Genomic DNA, 13,109 nt, shown 5'->3' with positions numbered 1-13,109 from the left:
CCGCGGCGCCTTCGCCACGGCGGCGCTGTCGCTGGGGATGAGCGCCGGCCCGGAACTGCCGCAGCACACCGTGCCGGCGCCCAGTTCCGTCGCCAGCGGCCGTGAAGGCCTGCGTGCGCTGCTGGCGCGCGCGCCGGGCATCGACGCCATCTTCTGCAGTTCCGACATGGTGGCGCTGGGTGTGCTGATCGAGGCCCAGGCGCTGGGCATCGCCGTGCCGGCGCAGCTGGCCATCGTCGGCATGGGCGACCTGGCCCTGTCGCGCGACCTGCAGCCGGCGCTGACGACGGTGCGCATCGACGGCACCCTGATCGGCGACACGGCGGCGCGCTACATCATCCAGCGCGCCGAAGGGAAAACGGTGGCCCAGCCGATCCGCGACGTGGGCTTCACCATCGTCGAGCGGGGCACCACGTAGTCATTCGGCGGCCGGCATCTTGCCGTCGGCCAGCGGGCGCACATAACGCAGCAGGCTGACGAGGGTCTTGCCCGGCTCCTCCCACGGCACCATGTGGGCCGAGCGCTCGAACCACACGGCCTGCTTGTATGGCGCGCGCAGCTTGCGCAGCCATGCCTCGGTGGGCGCCGTCGGCGTCGTGTAGTCGTGCCGGCCGAGGAACATCACGACGGGAATGCGCAAGGTATCGACACGGCTGTAGTCGACCGTGACGAATTCCGGCAGCAGCCGCCCCAGGCTGAACACATTGCCCTGGTCGATGGTGGCGACGTCGTCGGGTGCATAGTCCGGCGACAGGCGGGGGCCGCCGAAATAGTAGGTCGACTCGCTGCGAAAGGCCGACAGGCCGCCATAGTGCTGCGGCCATTTGCGCGCCGTGACGATGCGCTCGCGCGTGATCGGCAGCTCGCCAGGGTAGGGCGCGATCGAAGCCAGGTCCTTCAATGCTTCCTGGTCGTTGCGCTTCGTCGCTTCGGCCTGCGCATAGTCGAAGCTGATACGTTCGTTCTCGCGCGTGCTGATCACCTGGCCCACGCCAACGTAGGCGTGGAACAGGTCCGGGCGCTTCAGGGCCGCCCCCAGCGCCGGCACGGTGCCCCAGCTGTGCGCCATCAGGATGATCTTCCCCTTGCCATGGCGCTTGCGCAGGTGCTCGGCCACCTCGATGGTGTCGTCCACGTAGCGCGCCACCGTCAAGGTGGGTGCCACCTGCGCGGGCGGGTTGTCGCGATAGGTCAGGCCGGCGCCGCGCTGGTCCCAATGCACGACGGTGAAATATTCCTCGATGGGGCGCTGGAACTGCCACGCCGTCGGGATGGCGGGCGACGCCGGGCCGCCGTGGACAAACAGGATGATGGGATTGGCCCGGTCCTGTCCGCGCACATACAGCCATTGCCCGATGCCGCCGATGTCGGCCTTGTACGATTCCTGGATGCCGGTGGGCGCGGTGATGCGCGTCAGGTCGGCCACCGCGGCGCGCGATTTCTGGTAGGCCCTGGCGTCTTCCAGTTCACCGCCGCGGGCGGCAAGCGCCGCCACGATCATGCCCATTGCCAGCCACTGTCGCTTCATCGCCTGCCTCCGCTGTCGTGATGGGGCGATGATAGCGCGGGTTTGCGCAAACGTGGTGCCGGTGCGATGATGATGTTTCCATATTGCCGAGCCGACCATGACGATCCGCCCCACCACGATAGACGACTGGCGCAGCCTGAAAGCCATCCGGCTGGCCGCGCTGCGCGATGCCCCCACCGCCTTCGGCGTCACGCACGCTGCGGCGGCAGCTTATACCGACGAACAATGGCAAACCCGCGCCGCCGGCACGCCGCAGGCCGAGTATCTGCTGGCCTTCGATGGCGACGCGGCCATCGGCATCGTCGCCGGCGTGGTGGACGGGCAGAGCCACTACAACCTGATCGCCATGTGGGTCGCGCCGACGCACCGGGGCACCGGTGTCGCGGCCCGGCTGGTGGAAGCGGCCAAGGACAGGGCCGTCGCACGGGGCCACCGGCGCGTGGTGCTGGACGTGGCGCCGGAAAACCTCGGCGCGGCAACGCTGTATCGGCGGCAGGGTTTTGTCTTCCTGCCCGAATGGGAGCCGCTGGCCAGCCATCCGGCTATTTCGGTGCAGAAGATGGCGTGGGTGGTGCCCGCTTAAGGAAGCGCTGGCACGGCGTCCTTTTTGGACGCCGCAAGGAGGCCGGGCACCAACACCGCCGTTTCAACCGGCCATGCCGGTCCAGTTCGCTTCCTCGACAATGTAATTCGGCGTTCCATGCTGAAACATAGCAGGCTTTCCCCTGACAGAAACCCGGGGACGAGCGGCTTCCTCGACGTCGAACACCAGCAAGCTGCCAAAGACATTCACCGCATGCAGGGCTGCGAGTGCGGTACGTGCTGTCAGTGCCTCGCTGAATCGCGCCATCGCAGCCTTTCTCGAGCGTGCGCTGAAGCGTCGTGCCACCCCATCCTGGTCGAGGAGCCAGTAGTGCTCCTTTGCTGGAAGCAAGACATCGCTGCCGTCGTCATACGTCTTCAATACTGCCTTGAACAGCTTCAGCTGGGAATGGCCCATGTCTTCGATGGTTCCCTGGCGGGGAAAGGGACTCGGCGTCACACCCGCATAACGCTCCGATCTGCCGTGGACCCGGTGTTCGGCCGCGGGTGCATGCCTTGGCGGAACCTGCCGGCTGGGCCAGATGGACCCCTCCACCTCCTGGAGTGCATAGCGGCCATTTTCATCGTCCCCGCCGGCAAAAAATCCATAGGCCATCACGAGGAGTTCACGCAGTATGGCCGCCAGGTAGGGGTCCTTGAGCTTCCTGTCGACCAGGGGGAAGGTTTCCTGCAGCACGTCGAAGGCGGCCCGGAGCGCTTCCTGCTGATCGACCGGCTTGTCATCGAATGCCGTGAACCGATCCGGGCTGTTGAACAGGACGGAGACGAGATAGCCGTGATAGTCCGCAACGGTCGAGGGGATGTAGCGCTCATGCATACTGGCGGAGCCTCGTGTGAAATTGCCTGCATTCGTGTTTTGTGCCCGCTGCGCGTGCTTGACAACGGCGCCGCCTGCGAGCGATGAAAGTGCGGAGCCGGTCAGGCCGGTGCTGTCGCCCGCTCCAATGCATCGAGCCAGGCAATCGCCTGTTCCCGGCTCGACCCGCACATCTCCGCCGATGGCTGCAAGCCCCCGCAAAACGCCGGCCGTTCGGGCCGCCCGAAGATGCGGCAGCGGTTGTCGTCGGCCAGCTGGATGCAGCGTACGCCGGCGGGCTTGCCATTCGGCATGCCCGGAATCGGGCTCGTGATGGAAGGCGCGGTGCAGCAGGCACCGCAATGGTCGCGGCAGTTCATGGCGTCGGTCCAGGCTGGGTGGGGCCGGTATTTTACAGCGACCGGGGGCCGCTGCGGCGATCAGGCGATCAGCAGCGACACGCAATACAACAGCAGCCCCACCACGCCACCCACCAGGGTCCCGCTGATGCGGATGAATTGCAGGTCGCTGCCGACCTGCTGTTCCAGCTTGTCCGAAATGGTTTCGGCATCCCATTTGTCGATCACGCGCTGGACCACGGCGACGATCAGGCTGCGCCGCTCGACGATGGCTTCGATGGCGAAGCCGCGCAGCCAGTCGTTCAGTTTGGCGCGGATGGCGGGATTCTGCTCCAGCGCCGCCGCGAAGACCTGCAGCGCGTCCTGGGCCCGGGCCACGAGGCGCGATTCGGGCGACGTGCCGGCCGACAGCAGCCGTGCGCGGATATCGGCCCAGACGCCGCCCACGTATTCGCGGAACAGGGGGTGGTGCAGGCCGTTGGCCAGCAGCGTGCGCAGTTTTTCCTCGTATTCGGGGGAGTGTTGCAGCTCGTCGATCAGTTCCTCGATGGCCGTCTGGAAGCGCACCCGCCATTCGCCGTTCTCGTCCGTCATATCGTCCAGGATGCTCTGGATGCCGTTCATCAGGCGCTCGAAGAATTTTTCGTCGATGGCACGGGGCATCCAGCTGGGGCTGTGATCGTGCACTTTCTGGCGGATGTACGGCCGGTTTTCCTCCAGCGCCCTGGCCACCAGGCCCAGCACGCGTTGCAGCAGCAGCACATGCTGGCGGCCGGCCACGAGCACCGTCAGCACCTGGGCCAGCACGGGCGCCAGGCGCACATCCTTCAGGCTCGACCCCAGCGCGCCACGGAAGAATTCGGCCGCGTCGCGGTCGTCGATCATGTTGACGATGGCGGGGATGGTGCCGACCAGCCGTTCGGCCACGGCCCGGCTGTTTTCGTCGCGCCCCAGCCAGCGCGCGCTGACCCCGGCGAAATCGACGTCGCGCAGCTCGTCGTGCAGCACTTCGTGCGTAATGAAGTTGTGTTCCAGGAACTCCGCGATGTTGACGCCGATGCGGTCCTTGTTGCGGGGAATGATGGCCGTATGGGGAATCGGCAGCCCGAGCGGGTGGCGGAACAGGGCGGTGACGGCGAACCAGTCGGCCAGGCCCCCCACCATGGCCGCCTCGGCAAAGGCGGCCACGAAACCCAGCCACGGGTACTGCCCCTGCATCAGGCGCGCGGCGACAAAAATGCCCGCCATGCCGGCCAGCAGGCAGGTGGCCACGCGGCGTATGCGTCGCAGCCGTTGCAGCGGGTTCTTGTTCGGCACCCTTTTCTCCCATGATTCCGATGGCCCGATTGTGCCGTATTGCCGGCGTCGGCTGTGGGGTGCAGTTCACATATTGCGTCATGCGTTCGCGAACGCACGGCCCAGCTTGTCGGAAAACTTTACAGTTGGATCGGAGACTAAATGGGAGCCCGTCATGGCCATCATGCTTGCCGCCGCCGCTGCGGCCCTGCTCGTGCAACCGGTCTGTTCCTGGGATCGGCCGGGCGTCAACCGTTACCGGGGCACGCCCGAGGCGGCCCTGGCCCACTACCGCGACATTCCCGCCAGTACCCGCACCTTGCTGGCGCAGCGCATCGCCGCCGGCATACCGGACGACACCGTGCAGATCGGCCGCGACCGCATCGAAGGGCACTTTCAATACGACCAGCGCATCGGGGACATGCACTTCGGCAAGGGGCAACTGTGCCGCACCGTCACGCGCACGAAGTGGAAAAGTGCCCACCGCGAGCCCGCAGCCGTGTATTGCGCGGAAAACGAATGCATCCTGGTGCCGAAGGTGTGTGGCAATGTCAGCCGTATCCGGCGCGTCGTCACGTCCGGGGCGGGGGGCGGTGGCGGGCACGGCGGCGGTTCGCCCGCACCGGTCGAACTGCCGCCGTTCCCGCCGCCGGCCGGACCCTCGTATTCCGCCGCGCCGGCGCCCGGCGACGACATGCCGCCGTGGGCTGGCCCTGGTGTGCCGGTCCCGAAAGTGCCGCTGCCCGATTATCCGGGGCCGGGCGCGGGATGGTTTTACCCGGTGGGCGAGCTGCCGCTGGCGCCCGTGCCGGAACCTTCTACCTGGGCCATGCTTCTGGCAGGTGTCGGCCTGCTGGCGGCACGATGGCGGCGCAAGTAAGGACGCAAGGAAAAAGGCGCTGTCACCCGGCCGCGGGCACAGCGCCAAAAAAAAAAGCCAACCGAAATGCGGTTGGCTTTTTTGCACGGCCGGCGAACCGGCGGTCAAGATTATTGCAGCAGGGACATGACCAGCGACGACTGGCTGTTCGACTGCTTCAGCATGGCGGTGCCGGCTTGCAGCAGCATCTGGTTCGACGTCATGTTGGCCGATTCCGTGGCGAAGTCGACGTCCATGATGCGGCCCGAAGCGTTCTTCGTGTTGGTCGAGATGCTCGACAGGTTGCTGTTGACGTGATCCAGGCGGTTCGAAACGGCACCCAGCTTCGAGCGCATCGTGCCGACGGCGTCGATGGCGTCCGACAGGTCCTTGATCGTCGTATTGGCGTTGGTGGCACCCGTGGTGGCATCGGCGCCGGAGATTTCCGTACCGGCCGCAGCGGCGGCGGCACCGGTGGCACCGTCGAACTGGTCGGCGGCAGCCTTGATCTTGTCATGCACGGCCGTCATTTCGGTGGTGAAATCGGCGGTCATTTTTTCGTCCTTGTCGGCGCCGATCTGGAACGTGATCGTCGTCGCCAGCTTGCCCGTGCCGCTGGTCAAGAGGTTGGTGCCGCCGAACTTGGTGTTCGTCATGATGTTGCCCAGTTCGTTGCTCAGCGAGTCGAACTCGGCCTGCATGGCGGACTGGTCGTCCTTGGTCGAGGAACCGTCGGCAGCTTGCGTGGCCAGGTCCTTCATGCGGTTCAGGATGTTCGACGTCTCGTCCAGCGCGCCTTCGGCGGTCTGCATCAGGGAGATCGAGTTCTGGGTGTTACGCATTGCAACTTGCATGCCGCTCGTCTGGGTCTTCAGGCGGGTGGCGATCTGCAGGCCGGCCGCGTCGTCCATGGCGGAGTTGATACGGTAGCCGGTCGACAGGCGGGTCATCGACGTCGACAGGTTGCCCTGGGTGCGGGTCAACGAATTCTGTGCGGACAGGGCGGCGTTGTTGGTGTGCAGGCTCAGCATTTTAGTACTCCAGTTAGGTGGTTCGTTCAGAGCAGCTTTCTGCGCCCTCATCAGTACAAGACGACCGTCCCGGCCCGGACGTTAAATGCCGTACGGGAATATTTTGATTTATTTTTCGGGTCAGCCGTGCGACCTTGACGATTACACATCGGCAGGTCTATGATTTAATGACCAATCAGTAAGTAATTTCCACCTGAGTTTTCCCTCTCTATGCAATCCGAACCCAAGCCGCGCTGGGAGCGTCGCAAGGACGCCCGGCCGCAGGAACTGCTGGCCGCCGCGCTGGACCTGTTCGTCGACCGTGGCTATGCCGCGACCCGCCTGGAAGACGTGGCGCGCCGCGCCGGCGTGTCCAAGGGCACCCTGTACCTGTATTTCGAAAACAAGGAAGAGTTGTTCAAGGCCGTGGTGCGGGAAAATATCGTCGACGTCATCGGCAAGGCCGAAAGCGACGTTGCGGCCGCGCCCGAGGCGAGCTGCCGCGAACTGCTGCGCGTGATGCTGCTGAAATGGTGGAGCGAGGTGGCGTCCACGCGCGCTGCCGGCCTGGCCAAGCTGATCATGGCCGAAGCGGGCAATTTCCCCGAGATCGCCCGCTTCTATAATGACGAAGTGATCGAGCGCGGCAACGCCCTGGTGGCGTCGATCCTGCGCCGCGGTGCCGCCAACGGCGAATTCGTCGCCCTCGATCCGGACATCATGACGCGCGTGCTGACGGCGCCGGTCATCATGCTGATGCTGTGGTCACACAGCTTCTTCCCCTGCGATACCCAGGGCTTCGACCCGGAAGCCTTCATGGATGCCTTCCTGGGCCTGGTCGAGCGGGGCCTGCGTCCGCCGCCCTGACCGGGTCGGCATTTTAGGGCCTTCAGCCCCCGCAAACTGCAGACTGTCGCAAATTCCCGCCATCGGCTGTCATTGTCGTTAATATGCCGTCCTGACCAGTTCAACGATAAAATGACGGATTCTTATTCCTTCACCGAGTCAATCAAGATGAATATCGAACAAGCCCGCTTCAATATGATCGAACAGCAGATCCGTCCCTGGGATGTGCTGGACACCGATATCCTCGATCTGTTGATGGTCGTTAAGCGCGAGAATTTCGTACCGGAAGCCTACAAGGCCCTGGCTTTCGTCGATACCAGCATCCCCCTGCCGGGTGGCGGCGCCATGCTCACGCCCAAGCTGGAAGCGCGCATCGTGCAGGACGTACAGGTCAAGAAGCACGAGAACGTGCTGCTGGTCGGTGCCGGCACCGGTTACGTCGCCGCACTGCTGGCCCACCGTGCCCGCCACGTCACCGCCGTCGAGATCGATCCGGCACTGAAAGCCCAGGCCGAGAAGAACCTGGCCGCCAACGGCATCTCGAACGTCACCGTCGAACTGGGCAATGGCGCCCAGGGCTGGACCAATGGCGCCCCGTTCGACGTCATCGTCTTCTCCGGCGCGTTGCCCGTGCTGCCCGAAGCGGTGCTGCAGCAGATCAAGGTGGGCGGGCGCATCCTGGCCATCATCGGCGAATCGCCCGTCATGTCGGCGCACCTGATCACCCGCACGGGCGAGAACGGCTACGACACGAAAAAGCTGTTCGAAACGGACGTGCCGCCCCTGGCCGCGGCCGTGACACCGTCGCATTTCACGTTCTAAGGCACGGCCATGGACCATCTGACCGCTCCCGAACTGGCCGCCCGGCTGGCCGACCCGGACCGTCCGCAGCCCTTCCTGCTGGACGTGCGCGAACCGTGGGAATACGAGACCTGCCATATCGACGGCGCAGCGCTGATGCCGATGCAGACCATTCCGGCCCGCATCGACGACCTGGATGAAGACGCGGAAATCGTCTGCATCTGCCACCACGGCGCGCGCAGCCTGCAGGTGGCCGCGTTTCTCGAGCGGCATGGATTCGGCAAGGTCAGCAACCTGACGGGCGGCATCCACGCCTGGGCCTTGCAGGTCGATGGTTCGATGCCGAAGTACTAGGCAGTAGGCATTAGCCGGCTCGTGCCGGCCGATGCGGGCCGAAACAGTGCGGCGGCGGGGCAGGGATAGTTTTCAAGCAATAAACCTAAAAACTTTTTGACGACTCATCGGAGAATGCAATGCAGAGACCCCTTATCGCCGTGCTGATCGCCAGCGCAGTCACGCTTCTTGCACAGGGCGCACAGGCGGCCGATCTTATCCAAGTCTACCAGCAAGCACTCGCGAACGACGCCACGTATGCCAGTGCCCGCAATGCGCTGACGGCAGGCCAGGAACGGAGCATCCAGGGGCGCTCGCTGTTGCTGCCGCAGATCGGCCTGACCGGCGAGCACCTGAAGAACAACGGCGACTTCACGCCGTCCAACGCGGGGACCATCGTGGACGTCGCCGGCACGCCCACGCCCATCACAGGCAGCGACCGGGACAACAGCGCGAATACCTACCGGCTGTCGCTGACCCAGCCGCTGTTCCGCTGGGGCAACTGGCAGCAGTACCAGCAGAGCAAGCTGGCCCAGGCCCAGGCCGAAGCCCAGTTCGCGCAAGCCCAGCAGGACCTGATCGTACGCGTGGCCCAGGCCTATTTCGACGTGCTGACGGCGCAGGACAACCTGGCCTCGATCCAGGCCCAGAAGTCGGCCACCACCGAGCAGCTGGCTTCGGCCAAGCGCAACTTCGAGGTGGGCACGCAGACCATCACGGACACCCATGAAGCCCAGGCCGCGTATGACCTGGTGGTGGCGCAGGAATTTGCCGCCATCAACGACCTGGAAGTGCGCCGCACGGCGCTGCAGCAGATCATCGGCACGGCGCCGGCTTCCGTGGCCACCCTGCGCACGGGCGTGAGGATTGCGCCGCCGGAGCCGGCCACGATCGAGCCGTGGATCTCGTCGGCCGAACAGCAGAACTACGCCGTGACCGTGCAGCAGCTGGCGGTGGAAATCGCCAAGCGTGAAATTTCCCGTACCCGCGCCGGCCACATGCCCACCGTCGACCTGGTGGCGCAGTCGCTGCGCCAGAGCCAGACGGCCAGCGGCGTCACGAAAAACAATGCCGTCGGTATCAGCTGGACCGTGCCGATCTTCAGCGGCTTCCAGGTCACCAGCCAGGTGCGCGAATCGATCGCGCTGGAAGAAAAATCGCGCAACGACCTGGAAGCGAGCCGCCGCAGCGCCGCCCAGAACGCCCGCCAGGCCTACCTGGGCGTCAACAGCGGCCTGGCCCAGGTGCGCGCACTGGAAGCTGCCGAGGTGTCGAGCAAGTCGGCGCTGGAATCGAACAAGCTGGGCTACCAGGTGGGCGTGCGCATCAATATCGACGTGCTGAACGCGCAGCGGCAGCTGTACTCGACGCAGCGCGACTTGTCGAAGGCCCGCTACGACACCATCATGAACGGCCTGCGCCTGAAGGCGGCCGCCGGCACCTTGAAGGAAGCGGACCTGGTGCCCGTGAACGCGCTGCTGACCAACTGATCGTTCCCGCGCCAACAAAAAAGCCGGCCTGCATCGCAGGGCCGGCTTTTTTTTGCGGCAGTGGCCGGTCAGCGCAGGCCGCCGCCTTCGCCGTCGAAGGAGCGCTCGATCAGCTCGACCTTGTAGCCGTCCGGATCGGTAATAAACGCGATCATCGTCGTGCCGCCCTTGACGGGGCCCGGCTCGCGCGTGACGTTGCCGCCATTGGCCTTGACGGCCGCGCAGGCGGACACGATGTCGGTGGTCGAGATGGCGATATGACCATAGGCCGTGCCCATCTCGTAGCTGGTGACGCCGTAGTTGTACGTCAGCTCCAGCTCCGCGTGATCCGGGTTGTTGCCGTAGCCGACGAAGGCCAGCGTGTACTGGTACTCCGGGTTGTCGCTGGTGCGCAGCAGTTTCATGCCGAGCACCTTCGTGTAGAAGTCGATGGAACGCTGCAGGTCGCCGACCCGCAGCATCGTATGCAGGATGCGCATGGTGAATCTCTCGTGTGTGGTGCGAAAGGGGCGATTGTAGGCTTTTTCGGCTGGGTTTGCTGACCTGCGCCATCGGCCGTGCCGGGATCGACAGGGCTGCGGGCCGCTTGCGTGCGATTTGATCAGTTCAGAACGACGGCAAGGTGTTCTCGCCTTCGCGCAGGCGATAGCTGGCCTGCTCGAAGGTATAGCGCGCCGTGCCGGCCAGCGAGCGGGCCGGTGGCAGTTCGCCGGCGGCTTGCTCGTCGTTGCCTTCCGCATCGGCCGATGCCCCGCTTGCCTCGCCCGAAATGGACAGCACGAGGTCATGGTAGCGCCCGGCGCCGGGCACGAGGCGCCAACTGGCCTGGCCGGACCAGCAGGCGCGCTCGCAGGTATCGCGATTGTCCGACTTGATCATGATGCCCTGGCCCGTCAGGTCGGCCGGCCGCGCGCTGGCCGGGTCGAACAGCGACAGCCAGGCGCCCACATAGCCTTGCCCCAGCCAGTGGCGCTCGATGGCGAGGCCGGGAATGCCGCGGCCCAGCGTGACCCAGCGCAGTTCCATGCCGTGGCCGTGGCCTTCGCTTTCCGCGATGCCTTCGTGGCGCCGCGTGACGGTCCATGCGCTGCCCTGCTGGCGCAGCAGGTACAGGTTGACGGGGGCGCCGGCGGCGTCGCCGAGCAGTTCCTCGCCGGCGGGGCGGCGGAAGTGGCCCACGACCACCAGCGCCGTTTCGCCGGACGGCAGGCGCTGGCTGCTGTGGGCCGTCATGATCAACGGCATATCATCCGTCGCTGGATCGGCGCTGGCATGGCCGCGGACGGCGTCGTAGTCGGCGCCGAAGACGGCCAGCATCAGTGCGGCATACGGGGTCCTTGCTGGCGGCAGCCACGGGTCGGGCCTTGGTTTGCGGCGCCGGGTTTGCCGGCTTGCCGGCATCGTGGCGCGAACATCCGGCCAGGGCGGCCAGCAAGGCGGCGCAACAGAACAGGGAAAGGTGGGACATGTCAGCAGGTATGGAAAATATCAGCCCGCATTCTACGTACGGCCGGGATTCCCGGCGCAAACGCCGATAGTGCTGCTCGATTCCGGCTCCGTCGGCCGGCGATCGGCCTCAAATACCGGGCACGATATTTTCGCCTTCCACCAGCCGGTAACGATCCCCATCGAAGGCGTAGCGCGCTCGGCCTGCGAGTGGCACTTCATTGCGTTCCACGTCGTCGGCGTCGTCGTCCGGCTTGGCATCCGGATGCTTGATGGTGCGCCTGGCGCCGCCGAAGTCCAGTACCAGGTCATCATAGGCCGCCGGCGTGGCGGCCGGTGCGAAGGACCACGTTGCCCTGGCTTCCCAGCATTCGTCCGTCGTCGGCCCGCAGGCGCCTTCGTTGCTCGAGTAGATTTCGATGGACTCGCCCGTCAGGTCGCGCACCTTGTCCGCCGCCACGTCGAACAGCGACAGCAGCGAAATGGTCTGGCCCTGCCACGTGCCGCCGTGCAGTACCGCCAGCGCGACCTTGTCCTTGGCCGGGGCGACCCAGCGCAGTTCGCCCAGCTGGCCGAACGAGCCCAGCGAGGCAATGCTTTCGTGGCGGCGCAGTATGCGCCACTGGCCGTCTTGCTGGTCCAGCACATAAAGGCTGAGGACGCCCGGCATGGCATGGCTGGAATCGGCGTTGCCATTGGCATCGGCCATTTCACCGTTGACCGCCAGCACCGTCTCGCCGGTCGGCAGCCGGGTCGACGACTGGCCCGTCACGACCATGTCGAGCCGGCTGTCGGCCTTGTCCGGATCGGGCATCTCGGCCAGTGCATTGCCCTTGCCGGCGCGGTAGCCGGCACCGAAGACGGCGCGCATCAGCTCGGCGTACGCATCCTTGACGGCGGGCGCGGTGGCAGGCGTGACGGCAGGCTTGGCGGCCTTCGCGGTGGTGGCGGGCGGGGGAGGTGGCTCCTCGCGCGAGCAGCCGGCCATGCCGGCCAGCAGGGCTGCCATCAGGGGCAGTACGACAGCTGGTTTCATTGATTGCCTTTGGTTTTGCGGTGGGACTGGGAAGGGCGCTTGCCTTGGGACGCGACACGGCGATACGAAAATTCGCCTTCGGCACGGGGCCATACAAGGGTGTCGCCGCGTACCGCCAGCCGTGCGTCGAACGAGCGGCCCGGCACCTGTTCCGGCAGCGTGAACGCGAAGCTGGGCTGGTTCGCCTGCGCCGGCGGCACCTCGAACACGAAGGGACGGCCGTCCCCCGCTTCGTCGTGCGCCAGCACGATCTGGCGCACGGGCCCGCGCCAGCCCGCCTGCCAGCCCGCGCGCGTGCTGGTGCCGCTGGCCAGCGCCGGCTGGTCGCCCAGCACCGTCACGCGCATGCCCTGCACATTGCTGCCGCGATAGTAGACGTTGACGGCCAACTGGCCGGCCGGTGGCGGTGTTGCAGGGTCATCGGCCACCGGGGTGTACAGCACCTGCACGGGCGCGACCTTGTTGACCAGCCTGAGCTGGCCTTCGTCGATGGTCCAGCGTCCTTCCATCTGCTCGTCGACGCCGCCATAGATCAACATGTAGCTGAACGTGCCGTCGGGACGCAGGCGGATGCCGCTGACCAGTTCACGCGCGGACATCTCGTAGTCGCCCGCCATCTTCTTGCGCAGGGCTTCGTCGGCGGCGCGCCGGGCCGGCGTGCGGCGGTCGTTGGCGGCCGCGTCGTCGCCCGTGGCCTGGGCCGGCC

15 protein-coding genes and 1 pseudogene are annotated in these 13,109 nt (G+C 65.9%); 7 read left to right on the top strand and 9 right to left on the bottom strand.

The window, feature by feature from the left end; genetic code table 11:
* Nucleotides 1-418, top strand: a 418-nt coding sequence (locus tag GM672_RS25200; protein WP_170300235.1) for a substrate-binding domain-containing protein, incomplete at its 5' end; no start/stop codon positions are given.
* On the opposite strand, the gene GM672_RS25195 is transcribed toward GM672_RS25200, so the two are convergent.
* Complete coding sequence (locus tag GM672_RS25195; RefSeq protein ID WP_155473276.1) at nucleotides 419-1,528, bottom strand: alpha/beta fold hydrolase; 1,110 nt, start codon at nucleotides 1,526-1,528, stop codon at nucleotides 419-421.
* Nucleotides 1,529-1,625: 97 nt separating this feature from the next.
* On the opposite strand from GM672_RS25195, the gene GM672_RS25190 reads away from it, so the two are divergent.
* Nucleotides 1,626-2,111, top strand: a complete 486-nt coding sequence (locus GM672_RS25190; protein ID WP_155473275.1) for a GNAT family N-acetyltransferase — start codon at nucleotides 1,626-1,628, stop codon at nucleotides 2,109-2,111.
* Between the two features lie 63 nt (nucleotides 2,112-2,174).
* Here GM672_RS25190 and GM672_RS25185 read toward each other — a convergent pair whose 3' ends face one another.
* The 3 genes from GM672_RS25185 to GM672_RS25175 form a co-directional block, all read right to left on the bottom strand.
* Nucleotides 2,175-2,948: a hypothetical protein gene (locus GM672_RS25185; protein ID WP_155473274.1), complete on the bottom strand. Its 774-nt coding sequence runs from the start codon at nucleotides 2,946-2,948 to the stop codon at nucleotides 2,175-2,177.
* A 101-nt stretch (nucleotides 2,949-3,049) separates the two neighbouring features.
* Nucleotides 3,050-3,307, bottom strand: a complete 258-nt coding sequence (locus tag GM672_RS25180; protein ID WP_155473273.1) for a YkgJ family cysteine cluster protein — start codon at nucleotides 3,305-3,307, stop codon at nucleotides 3,050-3,052.
* 60 nt (nucleotides 3,308-3,367) lie between these two features.
* Nucleotides 3,368-4,603, bottom strand: coding sequence for a DUF445 domain-containing protein (locus GM672_RS25175; protein ID WP_229427690.1), 1,236 nt, complete (start codon nucleotides 4,601-4,603; stop codon nucleotides 3,368-3,370).
* Between the two features lie 154 nt (nucleotides 4,604-4,757).
* Here GM672_RS25175 and GM672_RS25170 point away from each other — a divergent pair, with 154 nt between their 5' ends.
* Nucleotides 4,758-5,462 carry an MHFG family PEP-CTERM protein gene (locus GM672_RS25170; RefSeq protein ID WP_188915935.1) on the top strand — a complete coding sequence of 235 codons (705 nt, stop codon included), beginning with the start codon at nucleotides 4,758-4,760 and terminating at the stop codon, nucleotides 5,460-5,462.
* Between the two features lie 110 nt (nucleotides 5,463-5,572).
* Here GM672_RS25170 and GM672_RS25165 read toward each other — a convergent pair whose 3' ends face one another.
* On the bottom strand, nucleotides 5,573-6,472 hold the full coding sequence (locus GM672_RS25165; RefSeq protein ID WP_155473272.1) for a flagellin N-terminal helical domain-containing protein: 900 nt from the start codon (nucleotides 6,470-6,472) through the stop codon (nucleotides 5,573-5,575).
* A gap of 210 nt (nucleotides 6,473-6,682) precedes the next feature.
* On the opposite strand from GM672_RS25165, the gene GM672_RS25160 reads away from it, so the two are divergent.
* The 4 genes from GM672_RS25160 to GM672_RS25145 all read left to right on the top strand — a co-directional run bounded on the left by GM672_RS25160 (nucleotide 6,683) and on the right by GM672_RS25145 (nucleotide 9,921).
* Nucleotides 6,683-7,318 (top strand): TetR/AcrR family transcriptional regulator, encoded by a 636-nt coding sequence (locus GM672_RS25160; protein WP_155473271.1) that lies wholly within the window; start codon nucleotides 6,683-6,685, stop codon nucleotides 7,316-7,318.
* A gap of 147 nt (nucleotides 7,319-7,465) precedes the next feature.
* Nucleotides 7,466-8,119 carry a protein-L-isoaspartate O-methyltransferase family protein gene (locus GM672_RS25155; protein WP_155473270.1) on the top strand — a complete coding sequence of 218 codons (654 nt, stop codon included), beginning with the start codon at nucleotides 7,466-7,468 and terminating at the stop codon, nucleotides 8,117-8,119.
* 9 nt (nucleotides 8,120-8,128) lie between these two features.
* Nucleotides 8,129-8,452 (top strand): rhodanese-like domain-containing protein, encoded by a 324-nt coding sequence (locus GM672_RS25150; RefSeq protein ID WP_155473269.1) that lies wholly within the window; start codon nucleotides 8,129-8,131, stop codon nucleotides 8,450-8,452.
* Nucleotides 8,453-8,571: 119 nt separating this feature from the next.
* Complete coding sequence (locus GM672_RS25145) at nucleotides 8,572-9,921, top strand: TolC family outer membrane protein (RefSeq protein ID WP_155473268.1); 1,350 nt, start codon at nucleotides 8,572-8,574, stop codon at nucleotides 9,919-9,921.
* Between the two features lie 68 nt (nucleotides 9,922-9,989).
* On the opposite strand, the gene gloA is transcribed toward GM672_RS25145, so the two are convergent.
* The 4 genes and pseudogenes from gloA to GM672_RS28520 all read right to left on the bottom strand — a co-directional run.
* Nucleotides 9,990-10,400: a lactoylglutathione lyase gene (gloA, locus tag GM672_RS25140; RefSeq protein ID WP_155473267.1), complete on the bottom strand. Its 411-nt coding sequence runs from the start codon at nucleotides 10,398-10,400 to the stop codon at nucleotides 9,990-9,992.
* A 127-nt stretch (nucleotides 10,401-10,527) separates the two neighbouring features.
* Nucleotides 10,528-11,238 carry a hypothetical protein gene (locus GM672_RS25135; protein ID WP_155473266.1) on the bottom strand — a complete coding sequence of 237 codons (711 nt, stop codon included), beginning with the start codon at nucleotides 11,236-11,238 and terminating at the stop codon, nucleotides 10,528-10,530.
* Nucleotides 11,239-11,497: 259 nt separating this feature from the next.
* Nucleotides 11,498-12,403 (bottom strand): hypothetical protein, encoded by a 906-nt coding sequence (locus tag GM672_RS25130; RefSeq protein ID WP_155473265.1) that lies wholly within the window; start codon nucleotides 12,401-12,403, stop codon nucleotides 11,498-11,500.
* Nucleotides 12,400-13,109 (bottom strand): annotated as a pseudogene (locus GM672_RS28520) (hypothetical protein); the annotation flags it as partial. The gene GM672_RS25130 and the pseudogene GM672_RS28520, both read right to left, overlap by 4 nt.

This window comes from Pseudoduganella buxea, assembly GCF_009720835.1.
Classification (GTDB): domain Bacteria; phylum Pseudomonadota; class Gammaproteobacteria; order Burkholderiales; family Burkholderiaceae_D; genus Rugamonas; species Rugamonas buxea.
This window is presented reverse-complemented; position numbering and strand designations above follow the sequence as displayed.

What these genes read in the sequence shown, in the direction of transcription:
- GM672_RS25135 (WP_155473266.1), bottom strand. Translation starts at nt 11,238, where the DNA reads ATGCTGGCCGTCTTCGGCGCCGACTACGACGCCGTCCGCGGCCATGCC.
- GM672_RS25170 (WP_188915935.1), top strand. Translation starts at nt 4,758, where the DNA reads ATGGCCATCATGCTTGCCGCCGCCGCTGCGGCCCTGCTCGTGCAACCG.
- GM672_RS25155 (WP_155473270.1), top strand. Translation starts at nt 7,466, where the DNA reads ATGAATATCGAACAAGCCCGCTTCAATATGATCGAACAGCAGATCCGT.
- GM672_RS25160 (WP_155473271.1), top strand. Translation starts at nt 6,683, where the DNA reads ATGCAATCCGAACCCAAGCCGCGCTGGGAGCGTCGCAAGGACGCCCGG.
- gloA (WP_155473267.1), bottom strand. Translation starts at nt 10,400, where the DNA reads ATGCGCATCCTGCATACGATGCTGCGGGTCGGCGACCTGCAGCGTTCC.
- GM672_RS25195 (WP_155473276.1), bottom strand. Translation starts at nt 1,528, where the DNA reads ATGAAGCGACAGTGGCTGGCAATGGGCATGATCGTGGCGGCGCTTGCC.
- GM672_RS25130 (WP_155473265.1), bottom strand. Translation starts at nt 12,403, where the DNA reads ATGAAACCAGCTGTCGTACTGCCCCTGATGGCAGCCCTGCTGGCCGGC.
- GM672_RS25190 (WP_155473275.1), top strand. Translation starts at nt 1,626, where the DNA reads ATGACGATCCGCCCCACCACGATAGACGACTGGCGCAGCCTGAAAGCC.
- GM672_RS25185 (WP_155473274.1), bottom strand. Translation starts at nt 2,948, where the DNA reads ATGCATGAGCGCTACATCCCCTCGACCGTTGCGGACTATCACGGCTAT.
- GM672_RS25150 (WP_155473269.1), top strand. Translation starts at nt 8,129, where the DNA reads ATGGACCATCTGACCGCTCCCGAACTGGCCGCCCGGCTGGCCGACCCG.
- GM672_RS25180 (WP_155473273.1), bottom strand. Translation starts at nt 3,307, where the DNA reads ATGAACTGCCGCGACCATTGCGGTGCCTGCTGCACCGCGCCTTCCATC.
- GM672_RS25145 (WP_155473268.1), top strand. Translation starts at nt 8,572, where the DNA reads ATGCAGAGACCCCTTATCGCCGTGCTGATCGCCAGCGCAGTCACGCTT.
- GM672_RS25165 (WP_155473272.1), bottom strand. Translation starts at nt 6,472, where the DNA reads ATGCTGAGCCTGCACACCAACAACGCCGCCCTGTCCGCACAGAATTCG.